A 19079-nucleotide genomic window follows, 5' to 3' on the forward strand; every position below is an offset into this window, starting at 1 on the left:
TCGGGTTCACGCCCGGCGACGCTTCCACGTCACCAGCGCGGTGCCGGTGACCACCAGCAGCACACCGAGGGCGAGCAGCCCGAGTGGCGTGGCGCCGGTGACGGCGAGCGGCGGCTTCGGCCCCTGCGGTGCCTGGGGCGGGTTCGGCTGCTGCTTCACCTCGTTGTTGTCACCGCCGAGCCAGCTGACGTCGGTGTCCTCGTAGGTGATCGCTTCGTCGCGCGAGTCGACCACGGTGTCGGGCAACGTCGGGAACTGCTGGGTGAACTGAGCTTCCGGCATCGGCGTCTTCGGCGCCTTGTCGAGGATGACGCCGCCGGTGAAGAACTCGAACGTCAGCAGCTGACCGTCCTGTTCGTACTGCCGCTGGAACCGGAAGTCGCCTTCCTTGTAGGACTGCAGGTACTCCTTGAAGACGTCGTTCGGGTTCCACGGCGTGCGCGCCGGCCACTGGTCGACGTTGTTGCTGCCGATGATCGACGCGTAGGCGCCCGGCTTGACGTCGTTGCGCTGCCTGATCCACTCCGCGGCGACCCGGCTGTGGTAGACGCTGCGCAGGTCCTGGTACTCCGGCGCGGCGTTCACCGCCTTCTCCACCTCGGGGATGACGATCGTCTTGATCAGGTTGAAGTTGTGCTCCTGCATGGCCTTCGGCTGCTTGCACGGCGGCCCGGACGGAGTGTTGACCTCCAGCGGCTCCGCCTGGACCTTCAGCGGCGCGTCGAGGATGTAGAGCTCACCGCCGTTCTCGCGCACGGACGCCGGCGCGGCCTCGGCCCACACGCGGTGGCTGATCCAGCAGGGTGCGCCGTTGTCGTGCTGCAACGCGTCCCAGAACCGGTTGCCGACCGGGTTGTCCGGCACCATGATCTTGGCCATCGTGCGCTTCATCCGCAGGTCCGCCTGCAGCAGCACGCGTCCGGCGTCGGTCTTGGCCAGCTGCGCGTCGACGATCTTGTCCGGCTGGTCCGGGTTCAGGTTGACCCAGAACGACTGCACCGGCAGCGCGAGCCAGGTGAACAGCGCGTCGGACGTCAACTGTGCCGTGTCGAGCCCGCCGAACGACGGGTTCTCCTCCTCGTCGAGGTTGTCGTCGGCCTCGAAGGCGTACTGCACGCCGTCGGGGGACTCCGAGAGGTAGCGCAGCTCCATCGTCGAGAAGTCGATGCCGCCCGGCCTGCGCGGCGCCCCGTCGACCTTGGCGTCCGGCCGGCCCGACCTGCGCTGGAAGTCGTCGTCCGCGTCCTGCACCGACCTCGCCTCGGCCGCGTTGCGCCCGGCGCGGTCGAACATGTCGTTCGCGGCGCCCTTGGCCGGCACGTTCGGGTTGGGGTTCAACAGCTTCGTCGACGGGCCGGGGGCAGGCTTGACCGGGATGGTCCCGACTCCCTTGGCCTTGCGGACGTGCGGCTCCTCGAGTCCGGCGGCCTTGATCGCCTCGATCGTCTTCTTGCTCGGCTGCTGACCGAAGACGTACTGGATGCGGTAGCCGTGCCTCTTCGCGAAGTCCGCGTCCTTGGCCAGCTGCACCGGGTCGATCGCCTTGCCGGCCTTGAACTCGTAGATGATCCGGTCCCGGTGGTTGATCGCGTCGTAGAAGCGACCGGCCACCGGCCTGCCCTGCGAGTCCCGGATCGCGTCCTGGCAGATCCAGTCGTCCCCGCCGAGCCCGATCTCCTCGGTGATGAACTTCTCGAAGCTCGTGCCCTTGAAGTCGTTGCCCATGTTGGGGATGTAGCTGTTGAGCCAGCGCCCGTAGGCGAGCTGGTCACTGGGCTTCTTCCCGACCGGGTTGGCGTTCCAGTCGGCGAGCTCCTTGGCCTTGCGCGCGACGTAACGGTTCCACGCCGCGTACACGTGTTCCTTCGTGCCGGGCGTCCTGCCGGTGGTGTCCGCGCCGTAGTCCGCGAGTTCCGCGGGGTCGTCCGGCAGCTTGAGTCCCCGAGCGTTCTCACCGGGGTTCTCGTAGTTGTAGCGCCCGCCCTTGCTCGGCGGCGCGATCCCGTTCCCGAAGCCCGGCAGCTGGTTCTTCGCGGGCACCGGCTTCGTGATGCTGAACATGTCGGCGCACTTCTTCGCCGACTGGGCCTGCGCGGGTGCGAGTGGCGTCGCGCTTGCGAGCAGAGCCAGTAAGGCGGCCGCCAGCAGGGCCTTGGTGCGAGTCATGTTTCCCCCATAACGTCGACCCAGGCACCCTGGCACAGCCCGTAAAGTGGCCGCAGGTGGATATCCGCAAGATCCGCCGGACGGCCCAACCCGTTGCTGCTCAAGACGAGGGATGACCTGATGACCAGCGCGTGGCGCGAGGAGATGCAGCCGAGGCTCGTCGCACTGGGAGTTCCGCTCGACTTCACCCCGGACACGCTCGCCCGGCTGGAGGGGATGGTCGCCGAGCAACCGCGCCTTGCCCTCGCCGTCGCGGGCTATCTCGGCGAGGCGCTGATGCGGGTGGGCGGCGGCCACTGGGAGATGACTGACGGCGGCCCGCTCGTCCACTTCGACCCGGCGCTGGAGCTGCCGCCATTGGCAGTGCTGGACCGGGTCACCCGTGCGGTTGCGGCGCACGAGGAGATCACGCGGACGGTTGCGGACTTCAAGGCGCGCAACCCCGAGTGGTCACCGACGAAGGAACACACGCCGGCGATCGACCCGATCGACGACTCCGACCATCCTCAGCACCCGTGGCTCGTGTCCTGGCTGGCCGCCCGTGCCGAGGCGTTTCCACAGTGGACGGTCGACCACCCCGGGCCGTGGGACTTCACCCCGGAATCCCTGGACGCCCTGGAGAAGCTGGTTCAGACGCTCGGGCTGGAGTCGGAGGAGTTCGTGGAAGGCGCTGTCTGGTATCTCGGTGAGGTGGCCGTCCGTCACCGCGGCGCGCGCTGGAAGTACTACTACGACGAGCGCCCCTACTCCGAAACCGGCAGCGTGTGGGACAACAACCCCTTCGTCAGCCAGCCCGATCCGGATGGTCACGCCACGGTGCCGATCTTCGTGTTGAAAACGGTCGTCCGCCTGGGCGAGCCCGGAGTCCTGCGCGACCGCTTCGCGCGGTTCCGCTAGTTGCGGGCGGGAGGCAGCTTGCGGAACTGGTCCAGCACGGCCGGGTCCTGCAGCTGCATCCACTGGATGACCTCGGTGTAGGTGGCGCACACCGTCTCCGGCTTGTCGCACACGTAACCGAGGAACTGCTCCATCGCGTTCGAGAACGCCGAACCGTTCCACTCGTTGAAGTGGTTGCCGATGACGAGCGGCGCGCGGTTGCCGTTCAGCGCGGCCTGGTGCACCGACTTGTAGGTGTCGAAGATGATTTGGGTGAACTCGGCCGCGCGCTCCGGTTGCTCCTTGGCGCCGTTGAGCGCGTACCAGAGGTTGTAGTCCATCATGACGACCTGCCGGCCCAGTGCGGGCACCCGGACCTCGGGCATCGGGAACTCGTACAGTCCGTTTTGGACGGACGGCCACTGCACGCCGAGCGCCACCTTGCTGGTGTCGTAGACCAGGCCGTTCGCGGCCATCGCCGGGAAGGCCTGGTCCCAGTTGCCTTCCAGGCACGGCGTCCGTCCACCTCGGACTGCGTCCTCGGGCAGCTTGAACCCGGCGGCGCGCGCCTTGTCCACGATCTGCTCGAATTGGGCGAGCTCGTCGGTCCACGCTTTGGTGTCCCACTTGTCGACCGACGGCTGGGAGCCGGCGGAGCAGAAGTGGCCGTTGTAGTGCGTGCCGATCTCGTGACCGTCGTCGATCACCTGGTTGAGGTACCCGATGCGGGCGGCGATGTCCTGCTTCGAGCCGCCGAACGAGATGTCGGAGAGGCCGCGCTTGAGCCCGGCGGGCGGCTGGTACTGCTTGTTGTCCTGGTCGGCCAGCATGTACACGCCGGACAGCAGACCCGTGACGTGCGCGTTCTTCTGCTTCGCCAGCGGCAGGACCCTGTCCCAGTGCTGCTTGGAGACCGCGCCGTCGAAGGAGAACAGCACGAACTGCGGTGGCTTCTCACCCGGCGCGAGCTTGTGCATCCACGGCTGCTTCTGCAGTTGCTCCGGCGTGGGAGCGGGCACGGTCGGCGTCGGCCCCGCGTCCTTGGGCGCCGCCAGTCGCGGTGCCATCGGCAAGGGTCCGGAGTCCGCCTGGTTCTCCTGGTCCTTCTGCTGCGGACCGAGCGTCATCACCAGCACGAGGGCCAGCACAAGTGCCAGACCCGTGGTCAACCATCCCCACCGTTTCACACTAAAGGAGACGGTTAGTCACCCGAAGGGGTTGCGCGGAGGAACTGATTGGTTACTGAACGGGTTCGGCGATCACGACCCGGTTCGCCTCGTAACCCTGTTGGCCGCCGATCCAGGTGCCGCCGCAGGTGACCAGCACCAGCCGGTGCGGGCCGCGGGGGCCGAAGAACTCGACCGCGCGGGCCGGAAGTTCTTCCTTGCGGACGGTCTCGATCTGCTTGATGCGGAACTTGAACTGCTTGCCCGCGCTGTCGGCGACCACGACCTCGCGGCCGTTCTGCGCCTGCCACAGCTCGGCGAAGGGGCCCTTGGCGCCCTTCCAGTCGACATGCCCGGCCAGCACCGTCGCGCCTTCGGAGCCGGCGAGCTCGGTACCCCACCAGGTGGCCTCGCCGATGCCGTCGGGGACCGGCAGCACGCCGTCCTTGACCTCGCGGCGGACCAGCGTGGCCGTGCCACCGGAAGGCAGCCGGACGGAGCCGGGACCGGTCTTCGGCGGAGCCGGTTGTTGCGCGGTCGGTTCCGCGGGCTTGGCGTTGGCCGTGTTCGCCCCGCCGACCAGCCCGGTGAGGTCGGCGCCGCGGCCGGTGCTGAGGCTGTCCGCGACCGGACCCGCACCGACCACGGGAATCTCGTCCGCGATCGCGTGTCCGTTGACCACTTCGGTTTCGGACGTCGTGACCAGCACGCTGGTGGCGGCGATGCCCGCCACCAGCACGCCGGTCAGAAACGCCTTGGGACTCACTGCCTGCGCCACACCAGGAAGCCTGCCAGCGCGACGCCGAGCAGCACCAGGCCACCCGCCGCGAACATCAGACCGGGACGCAGCTGCGTGTCGAACGAGGCGGTCGCCACGGGTGTCTTGCCGTCCGCGCCGGCCGGGATCGTGCTCGGCACCACCGGCTTGTTCGGCTTGTTGACCAGTTCGAGCGCGAGCGTCTGCCCAGCGGCGACCGTGCCGCACGCCGCGGGCGGCGCCTTCGGGTCGAAGAACTCCTCGTATCCCTTGGGAGCAGCGACCTCGACGAGGCAGATCTCCTGCGGGGTGCGCAGGTCGGGCACCTCGACCGTGCCGTCCGGTCCGGTCTGCAGCACGATCGGTTTGCCGTCGGTGCCGACCAGGTCGGAGTCGTCCTGCTTCTTCGCGGGGGACTGCTGGTCCTTGGCGGTCACTTTGAGGGCGACACCGGCGATGGCCTTCTTGGTCTCCGAGTCGATCTTCGTGATCTTCACGGCGCCGGGTGCGGTCTTGGCAGGGGCACTGGCGTTCGCGTTCAGCTTCTTCTCGCCGCCCGTCGTGACCATGCGCTGCATGTTGTCCGTGAGGTCCGGCACGTGCACGACCGGCCTGTCCGCGGGGGAGTCCGCGGACACCGTGATCGACGGCTTCGGGCCGGTCGGGACGACCTTGATCGAGACCGGGTTGCCGTCGGCGTCCGTCTTGACCTTGCCGCCGACGCTGCCGTCGACGAGCGTGGCGTCGTTGAGCGTGAAGTCGATGGCGGCGTTCGGCACGCCCTTTTTGTTCTGCTTGAGCAGGGACACGGTCCAGGTGGACTCGGTGCCGATGATCAGCGGTTCCTTCGGCGCGCTGGTGCTGAGCGCCCACGGGCCGCGGTTGGCCTCGGCGTCGGCCTTCAGGCGATCGACGGCGGCCATGACGGCCGGGCCCAGCCGGGTGGCGTAGAAGCCGGAGTCATAGGCGAGGAGCTTCTGGTCGTCCGTGTCGAGGCGCACCGGGCCGTCGACCGGGGACGTCCACGTGTGCAGCAGGTGCGCGAGCGCGGCGGCCTCGTCCGGAGAGGTGGTCGTGGAGTAGCGCAGCAGGAGGTAGGAGATGTTCGCCGCGATGTCGGTCGGGAGCTCCTTGCCCGCCTTCGTCCGCAGCAGATCACCTGGCTTGTAGGGGGTGTTGCTGTCCGGCGCGGGCAGTGCGTACTGCACGCACCACACGTGCTTCCCCTGGTAGATGTACGACCCGTGCCACTCGCTGCCCGGAACGGCGCGGGGCTGGCGCTCTGACGCGTTGTGACCTATGCCCTTGACGCCGACCGCGGTCGCCGTCGCGGGAGCGGTCAGGAGCGCGAGCCCCGAGACCACCGCCACGGCGGCAAGACGTTTCCAGCCCATTTTGGATCTTGGTCCCCTCTGACCTGTGGTAATTCCGCGTGCGAGCCTGGCGGTACCCCACACCGGGGACAAGCCGCCACAGGGGGGAAGTGTGTCGTCACTCTGGGTGTGAACGTGATCGAGATGTGACAGGGCTTACGCACTTTGTGGGTGACACGCCGCGACACGCCGTCACTTCACTACGCTCTGGAGTTAGCGCAGTATTAGCGCACGTGTGATCGTCGTCGGGGGTAAAGTCGCCTTTACCGACGGGGAACCCAGCATCCAGCATGCTCGTTGTACCCGTGACGGCGTAAAGCAACGCCCCAGGAGGACCAGGTGCGCTCCAGCAGCAACCCGGCTTTTCGTAACCTGCCGACGGGCGGCGGGTACGGAGGCTACGCAGGTTTCGGCCAGCCTGAACAGGCCGGCTACCAGCAGGCTCCGCCGCCGCTGACCAGCGAGCGGCCCATGACGATCGACGACGTCGTCACCAAGACCGGCATCACGCTGGCCGTGGTCGCCGCGACCGCGGTCGTCACCTACCTGATGAAGGCCTGGGTACTGCTGTTCCCGGCCGCGATCATCGGTCTCGTGCTCGCGCTGATCATCACGTTCAAGCGCAACCCGAGCCCGCCCCTCGTCATCGCCTACGCGGCCGTCGAAGGCATCTTCCTCGGCGCGTTCAGCGGGATCATCGGCGCGATGATCGACAAGTGGACCGGCAACCCCGGCCAGGGCGTCGTGGTGATCGGCCAGGCCATCATCGGCACGATCGGCGTCTTCGCCGGCATGCTCGTGGTCTACAAGACCGGCGCGATCCGCGTCACGCCGAAGTTCACCAAGTGGATCACCGGCGCGATCATCGGCGTCGCCGTCCTGATGCTGTTCAACCTGATCATGAGCTTCTTCACCGACGGTGGCCTCGGCCTCCGCAGCGGTGGCACGCTCGCGATCATCTTCAGCCTCGTCTGCATCGGCCTCGCGGCGTTCAGCTTCCTGATCGACTTCGACGCCGCGGACCAGGCGATCCGGGCCGGTGTGCCGGCCAAGTTCGCGTGGCAGATCGCGTTCGGTCTCACGGTCACCCTGGTGTGGCTGTACACCGAGATCCTGCGCCTGCTGTCGTACTTCAACTCGGACTGACGTCCAGGGTTGTTCGGAGGGGCGTTCCGCTGCGGCGGGGCGCCCCTCCGGCGTTTGTAGGGTGGGAACTGTGGATCACGCATACCGCTTGGAGATGAAGCCGCCCACCGTCGACGACTTCCTGCGCCTGCGCAAGGAATCGGGCCTGAGTGAACGAAGCAGGGAAGAAGCCGAGAACGGCATCAACGGCGGCTGGGCCAGTGCACATGTCATCCACGTGGAATCAGGCGAAACCGTCGGCATGGGCCGCGTGATCAGTGACGGCGGCTGGTACTTCCACATCATCGACATGGCTGTGTTGCCGCAGCACCAGCGCAAAGGCATCGGCGACGCCATCATGGCCGCGTTGCTGCGAGAGATCGACGCGGTCGCCCCGAACGCCAACGTCAACCTGCTCGCCGATCCGCCCGGCCGTCGTCTCTACGCGCGCCACGGGTTCGCGGAGACCGCACCGGACGTGATCGGAATGCGCCGGGTCTAGACCCGCCAGCGCACGTCCGGCATCTCGGTGCCCACCTTGATCAGGCAGGTCGTGCAGAGAGCGCCCACCTGGGCTCGCGACACCCGCTCATCGGGCACCGAGTGCTCGCAGACGGCCTCGTAAAAGCTCCGCGAGCCGCCATCGGCCTGGTCGAGCGAGAAAGCATGACATTGCAGGTCGTATTCGCTTTGCCACCACACGTACGGCATGTCCGACCCTCCTTGCTCATCGGTAGGGACGGACTCCCCCTCGCCTGATGACGCAACTGCGCGACGATTCATCTCATCGGCAGAAAGGCGGCAGGCAAGTAGCTCCGTTCGGGTGAAGCGGAGCTACTTGCAAGCGTCAATTTGCAGATCTTGAAGGGGGGACTGTGGGAAACCCCACGTCAGCTGAGGCGCTCGAGGACCATCGCCATGCCCTGACCGCCACCGACGCACATGGTCTCGAGACCGAACTGCTTGTCGTGGAACTGCAGGGAATTGATCAACGTCGTGGTGATCCGCGCGCCCGTCATGCCGAACGGGTGGCCGACGGCAATTGCACCGCCATTCACGTTCAGCCGGTCCAAGTCGATTCCGAGGTCCTGGTACGACGGAATCACCTGCGCGGCGAACGCCTCGTTGATCTCCACGAGGTCGATGTCCGACACGGAAAGACCGGCCAGGGCCAACGCGCGCTTCGAGGCCTCGACCGGGCCGAGGCCCATGATCTCCGGCGACAGGCCCGAGACGCCGGTGGACACGATCCGGGCGAGCGGCGTGATGCCGAGCTCGCGCGCCTTCGTGTCGGACATGATCACCAGGGCCGCGGCGCCGTCGTTCAGCGGGCAGCAGTTGCCGGCGTTGATCCGGCCGTCCGGGCGGAAGACCGGCTTCAGCGAAGAAACAGCCTCGTAGGTCACGCCGGCGCGCGGGCCGTCGTCCGCGGAGACCACCGAGCCGTCGGGCAGCGTCACCGGGGTGATCTCGCGCGCCCAGAAGCCGTCCGCGATCGCCTTCTCGGCCAGGTTCTGCGACCGGACGCCGAACTCGTCCATCTCCTGGCGCGAGATGCCCTTCAGCAGCGCCAGGTTCTCGGCGGTCTGCCCCATCGGGATGTAGATGTCCGGCACGGCACCGGAAACGCGCGGGTCGTCCCACGTAGAGGCACCCGAAGCAGCAACGGAAACCGTGCGGGCCTCGGCATCGGCGAAGATCGGGTTGTGCGTGTCCGGCCACGAGTCTGAGCTGCCCTTGGCGAACCGGGACACGGTCTCGACGCCGGCAGAGATGAACACGTCACCCTCGCCCGCCTTGATGGCGTGCAGGGCCATCCGCGTGGTCTGCAGCGAGGAAGCGCAGTACCGCGTGACGGTCGTGCCGGGCAGCGAGTCGTGGCCGAGCAGCACGGCGACGACGCGCGCCATGTTGAAGCCCTGCTCGCCGCCGGGCAGGCCGCAGCCGAGCATCAGGTCGTCGATCTGCGCGGGGTCGAGCTGCGGCACCTTGTCCAGCGCCGCCTTGATCATCTGGGCGGCGAGGTCGTCCGGCCGCACGTCCTTCAGCGAGCCCTTGCCCGCGCGGCCGATGGGGGAGCGGGCAGCGGAGACGATCACGGCCTCAGGCATCACGAAACTCCTCGTTGAGAGTCAAGGTCTTCGTCGAGCCTAGTTAACGCTTGCTCACCCCGGCCAGCGCACGTGACGAGAATTCCGGAACTCAGGCGTGCCGTCTTTGCAGCCATCCGGGCAGTCGTGACGGCTGCACGGCCAGAGCCGCCGCCGAGCGCACCGGCAAAGCAGCCGCGGCCCACCCCGGCCACAGGCCCGCGACCTCGCACAACGGCGCCAGCAGCACGCCGGCCGCGGCCTCGTAGCCGACCGCGCTGGGATGAAAGCGGTCGGAGCTGAACATGTCGATGTGCCGCGCCATGAACTCGGGCGCCAGCAGGTTCGCCAACGACACCGGCACACCGCCGACCCGCCGCACCTCGGCGGTCTGCGCCGCCGCGAGCCGCAGGCTGTAGTGGTGCCCGACCGCCCGCAACGGCTGCGGGATCGGCCGGACGGTCCCGAGGTCAGGACAGGTTCCGACGACGACACCGCAACCAACGGCGCGCAGTTTCCTGACCTGCTCACCGAGCAGCAACGCGGACTCGCGCACGCCCATCCGCGACGTCACGTCGTTCGCGCCGATGATGATCAGCGCCACCTGGGGTGCGTCCCGGACGGCCGCGTCGACCTGCGGCACCAGGTCCCGCGTCGTCGAACCGCTGATGGCGTACGTCGAGAGCCGCACCGGCCGGTCCGCCTCCTCGGCCAGCGCCTGGGCCAGCAGCACGCCCGGCATCTGCGAGGGATGCGTCACACCGACGCCCACCGCCATCGAGTCGCCGAGCACGGCCAGCCGCAGCGGGTCCCTGCCGTCGTCCCGATACACGCCGTCCGGTGCGGGCCAGAGATGCTCCAGCACGCCGATGGCCACCCGAGCCCGTCTGCCCTGCTCGTTCAGCAACCCGACCAGCGCCCCCGAGAGCCCGCCGAGCGTCGCGGCGGTCATCGCCACCGCTCGCAGCGTCCTCAGCCCGATCATCCGCAACACCCCCTTTCCAGTGGAATCGTCGGTACCGCCGTTCGAATTAACCTCCGCAGCGACTAGAGCTAGGCTTCGTTTTGCTATCTCGGAGAGTGGGAGTGGGGAGTAGATACCGGTGGAGTACGTCGAGCACGTCGTCGACCTGGTGGGCAACACGCCACTGGTCAAGCTCAACTCCCTGACCTCGGGCATCAAGGCCACGGTGCTGGCCAAGGTCGAGTACCTGAACCCCGGCGGGAGCGTGAAGGACCGCATCGCGCTGCGCATGGTCGAGGCGGCCGAGAAGTCCGGTGAGCTGCGGCCCGGCGGCACGATCGTGGAGCCCACCTCGGGCAACACCGGCGTCGGCCTCGCGCTGGTCGCCCAGCGCAAGGGCTACAAGTGCGTGTTCGTCTGCCCGGACAAGGTCAGCGAGGACAAGCGCAACGTCCTGAAGGCCTACGGCGCCGAGGTCGTGGTGTGCCCGACCGCCGTCGCGCCGGAGCACCCGGACTCCTACTACAACGTCTCCGACCGGCTGGTCCGCGAGATCCCCGGCGCGTGGAAGCCGGACCAGTACTCGAACCCGGAGAACCCGGCGAGCCACTACCACCAGACCGGCCCTGAGATCTGGCGCCAGACCGAGGGCAGGATCACGCACTTCGTCGCGGGCGTCGGCACCGGCGGCACGATCTCCGGCACCGGGCGCTACCTCAAGGAGATCTCGGACGGCGCCGTGCAGGTCATCGGCGCGGACCCGGAGGGCTCCGTCTATTCCGGCGGCACCGGCCGGCCGTACCTCGTCGAGGGCGTCGGTGAGGACTTCTGGCCGGAGGCCTACGACAAGACCATCGCCGACCAGATCGTCGAGATCTCGGACGCGGACTCGTTCGACATCACCCGCCGCCTCGCCCGCGAGGAGGGCCTGCTGGTCGGCGGCTCCTGCGGCATGGCGGCCGCCGCTGCGTTGCGCATCGCGAAGGACCTGCCGGAGGACGCCGTCGTGGTCGTGCTCCTGCCCGACGGCGGCCGCGGCTACCTCTCCAAGGTCTTCAACGACCGCTGGATGGCCTCGTACGGCTTCCTCCCGCCGGACTCGACCGGCGCGACCGTCGGCGACGTGCTGCGCCGCAAGGGCGGCATGCTGCCCGACCTGGTGCACGCGCACCCGAACGAGACCGTCGGTGACGCGGTCGCGATCCTGCGCGAGTTCGGGGTCTCGCAGATGCCGGTCGTCAACGCCGAACCGCCCGTCATGGCCGCCGAGGTCGCGGGTGCGGTGAACGAGCGCGACCTGCTCGACGCCCTGTTCACCGGCAAGGCCCAGCTCTCCGACCGACTCGACAAGCACATGTCGCCGCCGCTGCCCACGCTCGGCGCGGGTGAGCCCGTCGGCATCGCGATGAACGCGCTCTCGCACGCGGACGCGGCCCTCGTCCTGGAAGACGGCAAGCCTGCCGGAGTCGTAACTCGACAGGACATTCTGGGGTTCTTGGCTGGTCGCTGAGCGTAGGAGCCGGTGCGTCCGATAGCGTGACGCCCCAGATCAAGTCAGTCTTACTCGCACACGGACCAGCCAAGGGGGTTGGAAACCGGATGAACGCTCCGCAGCCGCCAGGAAACCAGTTCGGCGGTCAGCCGCAGCAGGAGCCCAACGCGGACGCCACGCAGATCGTCCCGGGAGGTGGTGCGCCGTCCGCGGCGAACCCGAACCCGGACGCGACGCAGGTCGTCTCGCCTGGTCAGGTTCCCGCAGCACCGCAGCAGAACGCGGACGCCACCCAGGTCGTCAGCCCCGGGCAGGTGCCGCCGGCAGTGCCCGGTTCGGGTGGCTTCCCGGCGCAGGGACCCGGCTCCGGCGGGTTCCCCGCTCAGCAGCCGCCCGCGTACGGCCAGCAGCCGCCGGCCTACGGCGCCCCGCAGCAGCAGCCGTACGGTGCACCGCAGTCGAACCCGTACGGCCAGCCGCAGCAGCCGGCCTACGGTCAGCCGCAGCAGCCGTACGGTGCTCCGCAGTCGAACCCGTACGGCCAGCCGCAGCAGCCCTACGGCCAGCCCGGCTACGGCGCGCCCGCCGGCTACGGCATGGCGCCGCCGCCTCCGACCGGTTATGCCGAGTGGGGCTCGCGCTTCGTCGGCTACCTGATCGACATCGCGGCGCCGTCGGTCGTGGCGACGATCCTGTACTACATCATCGTCGGCATCGCGGTCGGTTCTGACGCTCCCGGCCTGCTCGCCCTCGGTGGCGTGGTGTGGCTCGCGAACCTCGGCTTCATCATCTGGAACACGGTGATCAAGCAGGGTCAGACCGGCCAGTCGATCGGCAAGAAGGTCGCGAAGATCAAGCTGGTCTCCGAGGAGACCATGCAGCCGCTCGGTGGCGGTACGACGTTCGTGCGCCAGCTGTGCCACGTCGTCGACGCCCTGCCGTGCTACGCGGGCTTCTTCGCCCCGCTGTGGGAGCCGAAGAAGCAGACCTGGGCCGACAAGATCATGAAGTCCATCGTGATCAACGCCCCGGAGACCGCTTCGCCCTACGGCGGTGGTGGTTACCCGCAGCAGCCCGGTACCGGTGGCTACCCGCAGCAGCCGGGCACCGGCGGTTACCCGCAGCAGCAGCCGGGTGGCTACGGCCAGCCGCCGCAGCAGGGTTACGGGCAGCAGCAGGGCTGGTGAATCCCCAGCAGCCGTACCAGCCCCCGGTCACTCCCCAGTGGCCGGGGGCTGGCCCGTATCAGGGGCCAGGTGGTCCCGGTCCGGCGCGTCCGAGCGGCGCGACGGGCGTGCTCGGCGGTCTCTCAGCGGCGCTGGGTGGCCTGGTGCTCGTCAGCGGCACGATCTGGGCGTTGGTCAAGATCGGCGGGACGTTCGGCTTCCTGATCGAGGCGGTCACCCCGATGATCCTGCTGGTGTTGCAGCTGCTCGCGTCGGTGCTGCTGCTCATCGGCGGCCTGCTGCTGTGCCTGCGAGTGGGCTTCGCGAGGTTCCTCATCCCGGTCGGTGCCGTCGTGGTCGTGGCCGTCGTCGGGCTGGCGATCGCGCAGGACTACCCGTTCGGCGCGGTGATCCCGCCGCTGTGGTTCGCGCTGCTGCACGTGCAGGACATCGTGTGGTTCTCGCTGCTGTTCGCACTGCTGGGTTCACTGTTCGGACTACTGCCGTCGACCGCCAGATGGGTGCGTACGCTTGGGTGATGAGCACTCCCTACGGCTTCGCGACCAGGGCGATCCACGCCGGTCAGGACCCGGACCCGACCACGGGCGCGGTGAACGTGCCCATCTACGCGACGTCGACCTACGCCCAGGACGGCGTGGGCGGTCTGCGTGAGGGCTTCGAGTACTCGCGGACCGGCAACCCGACCCGCCGCGCGCTGGAGACCGCCCTCGCGTCGCTGGAACGGGGCCGCTACGGCCGCGCGTTCTCGTCCGGCATGGGTGCGACCGACGCGGCGCTGCGCACGTTCCTCAAGCCCGGCGACCACATCGTCATCCCGAACGACGCGTACGGCGGCACGTTCCGGCTGATCGACAAGGTCTTCTCGCAGTGGGGCGTGACCCACTCGCCGGCGCCCGTCACCGACGTCGACGCCATCCGCGCGGCGATCACCCCGGCGACGAAGCTCGTGTGGATCGAGACGCCGACCAACCCGCTGCTGAACATCGGCGACGTCGCCGCCATCGCCGAGGTGGCGCACGCCGCGGGCGCCAAGTTCGTGGTGGACAACACCTTCGCCTCGCCGGCCCTGCAGACCCCGCTGGAGCTCGGCGCCGACGTGGTGCTGCACTCGACCACCAAGTACATCGGCGGCCACTCCGACGTCGTGGGCGGCGCGCTCATCACCTCGGACGAGGAGATCGACGCGGCGTTCGGCTTCCTGCAGAACGGCGCGGGCGCGGTCCCCGGCCCGTTCGACGCCTACCTGACGTTGCGCGGCCTCAAGACCCTCGAGCTGCGCATGGAGAAGCACTCGGACAACGCCGAGCTGATCGCCGAGGCCCTGGTGCGGCACCCGAAGGTGCGCAAGGTGTTCTACCCCGGCCTGGAGTCGCACCCGAACCACGAGGTGGCGGCCAAGCAGATGCGCCGGTTCGGCGGCATGGTGTCGTTCCTCGTCGACGGCGGCGAGCAGGCCGCTCTGGACGTGTGCGCGCGCACCAAGCTGTTCACGCTCGCGGAGTCGTTGGGCGGCGTCGAGTCGTTGATCGAGCACCCCGGCAAGATGACCCACGCCTCCACGGCGGGTTCGATGCTGGAGGTCCCCGCGGACCTGGTCCGCGTCTCCGTGGGCATCGAGTCCGGCGACGACCTGGTGGCCGACCTCCTCGAAGCCCTGGGCTGAGTTCTTCGGCAACGCGAAAGGCCCCCTCCGGCTGAGAGGGGGCCTTTCTGCGTCTCACGGTTTCTTGGAGCCGCCGAACCTGTCCACGTTCTCGGTCTCGGCCGCCGGCGCCGCTGGTAGGTCAGCGCCGTTGACGCAGCCGCCGACGAACTCGATCGACTCGCCCGTTCGGACGAAGCGGCCGGCTTCGTCACACCCGGCGTGCGCCACGGTCAGGAACGCCGCTCCGGTCAGAGCCGCAGCCGTGGTCACGGCTCCGACCAGCGGAATCACCGCGGCCACGCGTCGTGCGAGTGCCATGCCACCTCCCCACGATGTGTATCCCCCGTAAAGCACCTTACCGGGGGAACGCCATCAGAGGTTGCCGCGTCGCTCCTGCTCGCGCTCGATCGCCTCGAAAAGGGCCTTGAAGTTGCCCTTGCCGAAGCCCAGCGAACCGTGCCGCTCGATCAGCTCGTAGAACACCGTCGGGCGGTCGCCGATGGGCTTGGTGAAGATCTGCAGCAGGTAGCCGTCCTCGTCGCGGTCGACCAGGATGCGGTGCTCCTTGAGGGTCTCGATCGGCACTCGGACCTCGCCGATCCGCGCACGCAGCTCCGGGTCGTCGTAGTAGGAGTCGGGCGTCTCGAGGAACTCGACACCGGCGTCGCGCATGGCGGTGACCGTGCGGATGATGTCGTTGGTCGCCAGCGCGATGTGCTGCACGCCGGCGCCCTCGTAGAACTCGAGGTACTCGTCGATCTGCGACTTCTTCTTCGCGATGGCCGGCTCGTTCAGCGGGAACTTGACCCGGTGGTTGCCGTTGGAGACGACCTTGGACATCAGCGCCGAGTAGTCGGTGGCGATGTCGTCGCCGATGAACTCCGCCATGTTCACGAAGCCCATGACGCGGTTGTACCACTCGACCCAGTAGTCCATCTTGCCGAGCTCGACGTTGCCGACGCAGTGGTCGACGGCCTGGAAGAGGCGCTTCGGCGCACCCTCCGGCCGCTTGACCGTGGACGTCCGCGCGACGTAACCGGGCAGGTAGGGGCCGGTGTACTTGGAGCGGTCCACCAGCGTGTGGCGGGTCTCGCCGTAGGTCGCGATGGCCGCGAGACGGACGGTGCCGTGCTCGTCGGAGACGTCGTGCGGCTCCTCCAGCACGGTGGCGCCCTGCTCACGCGCGTGCTTGATGCACTGGTCGACGTCGCCGACCTCCAGCGCCAGGTCGATCACGCCGTCGCCGTGGCGGCGGTGGTGGTCGAGGAGCTCGGAGCCGGGCGTGACGCCGCCGTGGATCACGAAGCGGGCCGAGCCCGACTTCAGCACGAACGACTTGTGGGAGCGTTGGCCGGTCTCGGGGCCCGCGTAGGCCACGAGCTCCATGCCGAACGCCACCTGGTACAGCCACGCGGTCTGCGTGGCGTTGCCCGCGACGAACACCACGGCGTCCATGGCGCGCACGGGGAAGGGGTCCTTGGTCGCGTCGTAGTCGACCAACCCCACGAGCTGCCGGAGCTGGTCGTAGCTCACGTCGTCAAGCTGCTGCGTCATGCCTCACAGCATGATTCCATCTAACAGGGTGAGCAACAGTCAGCGATTTTGCTGTGCATCTTGTACAGTGATCTATGCCTTCGGATCAGCAGAGTGAGCACTCTGACCAGCCCGTGGACGAACTGGACGCAAGGCTGCTGTTGCTCTTGACGGACGAGCCGCGCCTCGGCGTTCTCGAATGCTCCCGCCGACTGGGCGTCGCGCGGGGAACGGTGCAGGCCCGGCTTGACCGATTGGTCGAGCGCGGCGTGCTCACCGGGTTCCCGCCCGCGCTGGATCTGGGCGCGATGGGCTACGGGCTGACGGCGTTCGCGGTGGTGGAGATCGCGCAGGGCCGGCGTGCCGAGGTGTGCGAGGGGCTGGCCGCGATCCCCGAGGTCTGCGAGGTGCACGCGACGACCGGCCAGGGCGACCTCTTCGTGCGAATGGTCGCTCGGTCGAACGCGGACCTGCAGCGCGTGGTCGACCACGTCGTGGACGTGCCACACGTGAGGCGTTTGTCGACCTCCATCGCTTTGTCGACACCGGTGCCTCCACGCGTGCGGCCGTTGCTGGAACGCGTGAAGGGGCGGCCACCTCGTGGGTGACCGCCCCTTCGTACGTTTTCGGGACTATCCCGCGTAAGGCAACGCCGTGATCAGCGTGACCTTCTGGAGCTTGCCGTTGGGCAGCTCGTACTCGACGGTCTCGCCGTCCTTGGCGCCGTTCAGAGCCTTGCCGAGCGGCGAAGACGGGGAGTAGACCTCCATCTCGCCGTGCGCGCCCTCTTCGCGGGTCGCGAGCAGGAAGGTCTCGGTCTCGTCGTCGCCTTCGTAGCGGATCGTGAGCACCGTGCCCGGCGCTGCGACACCCTTGGTGGTGGGGGCCTCGCCGACCTTCGCGGCCTGGAGCAGCTCGTGCAGCTGGCGGATGCGCGCCTCCTGCTTGCCCTGCTCCTCGCGAGCCGCGTGGTAGCCGCCGTTCTCGCGCAGGTCGCCCTCCTCGCGGCGGGCGTTGATCTCGGCAGCCATGACCGGGCGGTACGCGATAAGTTCGTCCAGCTCAGCCTTGAGCCGGTCGTAGGCCTCCTGGGTCAGCCAGGTCACCTGGGTGTCGCTCACGGTCACCAACTCCTCGTCTTGCTCCGGCGCACGTGTGTGCACCAGATAGTTCCCGGGCCGTGGGCCCGGAACGGAAAAACACGGCCCGCGCCGGGGCCGTGCTTGAGCGTCAAGAGTAACACGTAGACAACGTTCAGCGACGGCGATTTGTTCCCCATCTCGCCGTTTAAACCGCAGATCACCCGCTTGGCCGCTAGCTCGTGGACAAGTAGGGGGGAACCTGGTAAGAGCACCCGAACACCTCGCCGGTGACCGGCGGCTTCGAGGTGCGGAGAACTGTTGTCTCGACGACGACGGAATTCCCTGGCGGTACCAGAACTTCGCGTCTACCTGCTTCGTCCCCGTCCTTGGATCGGGCCCGAATGATGCAGACGGCCGGCTGGTCCGGTTGATCTCGGGAAACCTCGAAACTGACCTTCACACTGTCGTCGCCGAGGATCGTGAACGCGGTCTGCTTCGCCTCGATCGGCTTTGTGCCGAGATTTCGGTAACCGACGAAGGCGACGACGGCACCTACCGCCACGGCTACAGCGAGTAACCCCCACCGAGCCCATTTGTTCAGCGGCTTTCGCGTGCTGTTGCCGTACCGCCCCTCGGGGAGCGCGCGTTGCGACACTTTCCCGCGCCCTCCTGACTCGCTGGGGAACAATGACAGCCGACGTTCAGTTGTTGAGTGTCGCAGGACCGTTCACACAGGAGGACCACGGGGGTCATGGCCGACAAGCTGCGCCTAATGGCAGTGCACGCACATCCCGACGACGAGTCGAGCAAGGGCGCGGCCACGATGGCCCGCTACATCGCCGAAGGGCACGACGTGATGGTCGTGACCTGTACGGACGGTGGCGCGGGCAGTGTGTTGAATCCGGCGATGGACAGGCCGGACGTCCTCGAGAACATCATCGAGATCCGCCGCGAGGAGATGGCCCGCGCGGCCAAGATCCTCGGCATCCAGCACCGCTGGCTGGGCTTCAAGGACTCCGGCCTGCCAGAGGGCGATCCGAAGCCGCCGCTGCCGGAGGGCTGCTTCGCCCTGGTGCCGCTGGAGGAGTCGGTGCCGTCCCTGGTGGAGGCCATCCGTGACTTCCGCCCGCACGTCGTAGTGACCTACGACGAGAACGGCGGTTACCCGCACCCGGACCACATCCGCACGCACGAGATCTCGATGGCCGCGCTGGACGCCGCCGCGGATCCCGCGTTCGACCCGTCGCTGGGCTCGGCGTGGGAAGTCCAGAAGGTCTACTACTCGCACGGCTTCTCGCGCGCGAAGCTGCTGGCGTTCCACGAGGCCATGGAGGCCCGCGGTCTCGAGTCGCCCTACACCGAGTGGCTCGCGAACTGGGACGCCAACCGCCCCGACGTGATGGACCGCGTGACCACGCAGGTCGAGTGCGCGGACTACTTCGAGGTCCGCGACGAGGCCCTGAAGGCGCACGCCACCCAGATCGACCCGACCAGCCGCTGGTTCGCCATCCCGCAGGAGCTGCAGCGCGAGGTCTGGCCGACCGAGGAGTACGAGCTCGTGCGCTCCGTCGTCGACTCGACGCTGCCGGAGAACGACCTGTTCGCCGGAGTTAAGGTCTAGGG

The 19079-nt window shown here is 68.2% G+C and carries 20 protein-coding genes; 9 read left to right on the forward strand and 11 right to left on the reverse strand.

Features of this window, described 5'->3' with window-relative positions:
• Window positions 1–6: 6 nt before the first annotated feature.
• The gene (locus DI276_RS33175; RefSeq protein ID WP_112270716.1) at window positions 7–2166 is read right to left on the reverse strand and encodes a hypothetical protein; all 2160 of its coding nucleotides are present in this window, start codon (window positions 2164–2166) and stop codon (window positions 7–9) included.
• A gap of 120 nt (window positions 2167–2286) precedes the next feature.
• Between DI276_RS33175 and DI276_RS33180 the strand changes: the two genes are divergently transcribed.
• Window positions 2287–3063 (forward strand): hypothetical protein, encoded by a 777-nt coding sequence (locus DI276_RS33180; RefSeq protein WP_157985089.1) that lies wholly within the window; start codon window positions 2287–2289, stop codon window positions 3061–3063.
• Here DI276_RS33180 and DI276_RS33185 read toward each other — a convergent pair.
• From DI276_RS33185 to DI276_RS33195, 3 genes are all read right to left on the reverse strand, one after another.
• Window positions 3060–4211 (reverse strand): polysaccharide deacetylase family protein, encoded by a 1152-nt coding sequence (locus tag DI276_RS33185; RefSeq protein WP_232837085.1) that lies wholly within the window; start codon window positions 4209–4211, stop codon window positions 3060–3062. The genes DI276_RS33180 and DI276_RS33185 overlap by 4 nt on opposite strands.
• Window positions 4212–4281: 70 nt before the next feature.
• Window positions 4282–4986, reverse strand: a complete 705-nt coding sequence (locus tag DI276_RS33190; protein ID WP_112270721.1) for a class F sortase — start codon at window positions 4984–4986, stop codon at window positions 4282–4284.
• On the reverse strand, window positions 4971–6359 hold the full coding sequence (locus DI276_RS33195) for an MSCRAMM family protein (protein ID WP_112270723.1): 1389 nt from the start codon (window positions 6357–6359) through the stop codon (window positions 4971–4973). The genes DI276_RS33190 and DI276_RS33195 overlap by 16 nt, the downstream gene beginning before the upstream one ends.
• Window positions 6360–6677: 318 nt before the next feature.
• Between DI276_RS33195 and DI276_RS33200 the strand changes: the two genes are divergently transcribed.
• Together DI276_RS33200 and DI276_RS33205 are read left to right on the forward strand one after the other, a co-directional pair.
• Window positions 6678–7484, forward strand: coding sequence for a Bax inhibitor-1/YccA family protein (locus tag DI276_RS33200; RefSeq protein WP_112270725.1), 807 nt, complete (start codon window positions 6678–6680; stop codon window positions 7482–7484).
• Window positions 7485–7554: 70 nt separating this feature from the next.
• Entirely contained in the window at window positions 7555–7965 is a 411-nt protein-coding gene (locus DI276_RS33205) for a GNAT family N-acetyltransferase (RefSeq protein WP_198681056.1), read from the forward strand.
• On the opposite strand, the gene DI276_RS33210 is transcribed toward DI276_RS33205, so the two are convergent.
• From DI276_RS33210 to DI276_RS33220, 3 genes are all read right to left on the reverse strand, one after another.
• Window positions 7962–8174, reverse strand: coding sequence for a hypothetical protein (locus DI276_RS33210; RefSeq protein WP_112270729.1), 213 nt, complete (start codon window positions 8172–8174; stop codon window positions 7962–7964). The genes DI276_RS33205 and DI276_RS33210 overlap by 4 nt on opposite strands.
• A gap of 179 nt (window positions 8175–8353) precedes the next feature.
• Complete coding sequence (locus DI276_RS33215; protein WP_112270731.1) at window positions 8354–9574, reverse strand: acetyl-CoA C-acetyltransferase; 1221 nt, start codon at window positions 9572–9574, stop codon at window positions 8354–8356.
• 91 nt (window positions 9575–9665) lie between these two features.
• Window positions 9666–10538: an SGNH/GDSL hydrolase family protein gene (locus DI276_RS33220; RefSeq protein WP_112271448.1), complete on the reverse strand. Its 873-nt coding sequence runs from the start codon at window positions 10536–10538 to the stop codon at window positions 9666–9668.
• 118 nt (window positions 10539–10656) lie between these two features.
• On the opposite strand from DI276_RS33220, the gene DI276_RS33225 reads away from it, so the two are divergent.
• From DI276_RS33225 to DI276_RS33240, 4 genes are all read left to right on the forward strand, one after another.
• A complete protein-coding gene (locus DI276_RS33225; RefSeq protein ID WP_112270734.1) occupies window positions 10657–12027 on the forward strand; it encodes a cystathionine beta-synthase in 1371 nt (456 codons plus the stop codon).
• Between the two features lie 89 nt (window positions 12028–12116).
• A complete protein-coding gene (locus tag DI276_RS33230) occupies window positions 12117–13196 on the forward strand; it encodes an RDD family protein (RefSeq protein ID WP_198681057.1) in 1080 nt (359 codons plus the stop codon).
• Window positions 13193–13714 carry a hypothetical protein gene (locus DI276_RS33235; RefSeq protein ID WP_157985090.1) on the forward strand — a complete coding sequence of 174 codons (522 nt, stop codon included), beginning with the start codon at window positions 13193–13195 and terminating at the stop codon, window positions 13712–13714. The genes DI276_RS33230 and DI276_RS33235 overlap by 4 nt, the downstream gene beginning before the upstream one ends.
• On the forward strand, window positions 13714–14859 hold the full coding sequence (locus tag DI276_RS33240) for a cystathionine gamma-synthase (RefSeq protein WP_198681058.1): 1146 nt from the start codon (window positions 13714–13716) through the stop codon (window positions 14857–14859). Before DI276_RS33235 ends, DI276_RS33240 begins: the two co-directional genes overlap by 1 nt.
• Before the next feature lie 54 nt (window positions 14860–14913).
• On the opposite strand, the gene DI276_RS33245 is transcribed toward DI276_RS33240, so the two are convergent.
• Window positions 14914–15159, reverse strand: coding sequence for a hypothetical protein (locus DI276_RS33245; protein WP_112270740.1), 246 nt, complete (start codon window positions 15157–15159; stop codon window positions 14914–14916).
• A gap of 54 nt (window positions 15160–15213) precedes the next feature.
• Window positions 15214–16395, reverse strand: coding sequence for a 4-hydroxyphenylpyruvate dioxygenase (gene hppD, locus DI276_RS33250; protein WP_112270742.1), 1182 nt, complete (start codon window positions 16393–16395; stop codon window positions 15214–15216).
• A 74-nt stretch (window positions 16396–16469) separates the two neighbouring features.
• On the opposite strand from hppD, the gene DI276_RS33255 reads away from it, so the two are divergent.
• Entirely contained in the window at window positions 16470–16982 is a 513-nt protein-coding gene (locus tag DI276_RS33255) for an Lrp/AsnC family transcriptional regulator (RefSeq protein WP_112270744.1), read from the forward strand.
• A 24-nt stretch (window positions 16983–17006) separates the two neighbouring features.
• Here the strand turns inward: DI276_RS33255 and greA are convergent, their stop codons facing one another.
• Together greA and DI276_RS33265 are read right to left on the reverse strand one after the other, a co-directional pair.
• The gene (gene greA / locus DI276_RS33260; RefSeq protein WP_109632231.1) at window positions 17007–17504 is read right to left on the reverse strand and encodes a transcription elongation factor GreA; all 498 of its coding nucleotides are present in this window, start codon (window positions 17502–17504) and stop codon (window positions 17007–17009) included.
• A gap of 184 nt (window positions 17505–17688) precedes the next feature.
• Window positions 17689–18111, reverse strand: coding sequence for a DUF4307 domain-containing protein (locus DI276_RS33265; protein WP_112270747.1), 423 nt, complete (start codon window positions 18109–18111; stop codon window positions 17689–17691).
• Between the two features lie 96 nt (window positions 18112–18207).
• On the opposite strand from DI276_RS33265, the gene mca reads away from it, so the two are divergent.
• Complete coding sequence (gene mca, locus DI276_RS33270; RefSeq protein ID WP_112270749.1) at window positions 18208–19077, forward strand: mycothiol conjugate amidase Mca; 870 nt, start codon at window positions 18208–18210, stop codon at window positions 19075–19077.
• Window positions 19078–19079: the final 2 nt, after the last annotated feature.

Origin of the sequence: Lentzea terrae (assembly GCF_003265345.1) — a bacterium.
GTDB lineage: Bacteria > Actinomycetota > Actinomycetes > Mycobacteriales > Pseudonocardiaceae > Lentzea > Lentzea terrae.

Coding starts and splice junctions, on each gene's coding strand:
- DI276_RS33210 (WP_112270729.1), bottom strand. CDS start 8,174: ATGCCGTACGTGTGGTGGCAAAGCGAATACGACCTGCAATGTCATGCT.
- DI276_RS33175 (WP_112270716.1), bottom strand. CDS start 2,166: ATGACTCGCACCAAGGCCCTGCTGGCGGCCGCCTTACTGGCTCTGCTC.
- DI276_RS33245 (WP_112270740.1), bottom strand. CDS start 15,159: ATGGCACTCGCACGACGCGTGGCCGCGGTGATTCCGCTGGTCGGAGCC.
- DI276_RS33215 (WP_112270731.1), bottom strand. CDS start 9,574: ATGCCTGAGGCCGTGATCGTCTCCGCTGCCCGCTCCCCCATCGGCCGC.
- hppD (WP_112270742.1), bottom strand. CDS start 16,395: ATGACGCAGCAGCTTGACGACGTGAGCTACGACCAGCTCCGGCAGCTC.
- DI276_RS33230 (WP_198681057.1), top strand. CDS start 12,117: ATGAACGCTCCGCAGCCGCCAGGAAACCAGTTCGGCGGTCAGCCGCAG.
- mca (WP_112270749.1), top strand. CDS start 18,208: ATGGCCGACAAGCTGCGCCTAATGGCAGTGCACGCACATCCCGACGAC.
- DI276_RS33220 (WP_112271448.1), bottom strand. CDS start 10,538: ATGATCGGGCTGAGGACGCTGCGAGCGGTGGCGATGACCGCCGCGACG.
- DI276_RS33195 (WP_112270723.1), bottom strand. CDS start 6,359: ATGGGCTGGAAACGTCTTGCCGCCGTGGCGGTGGTCTCGGGGCTCGCG.
- DI276_RS33255 (WP_112270744.1), top strand. CDS start 16,470: ATGCCTTCGGATCAGCAGAGTGAGCACTCTGACCAGCCCGTGGACGAA.
- DI276_RS33180 (WP_157985089.1), top strand. CDS start 2,287: ATGACCAGCGCGTGGCGCGAGGAGATGCAGCCGAGGCTCGTCGCACTG.
- DI276_RS33240 (WP_198681058.1), top strand. CDS start 13,714: ATGAGCACTCCCTACGGCTTCGCGACCAGGGCGATCCACGCCGGTCAG.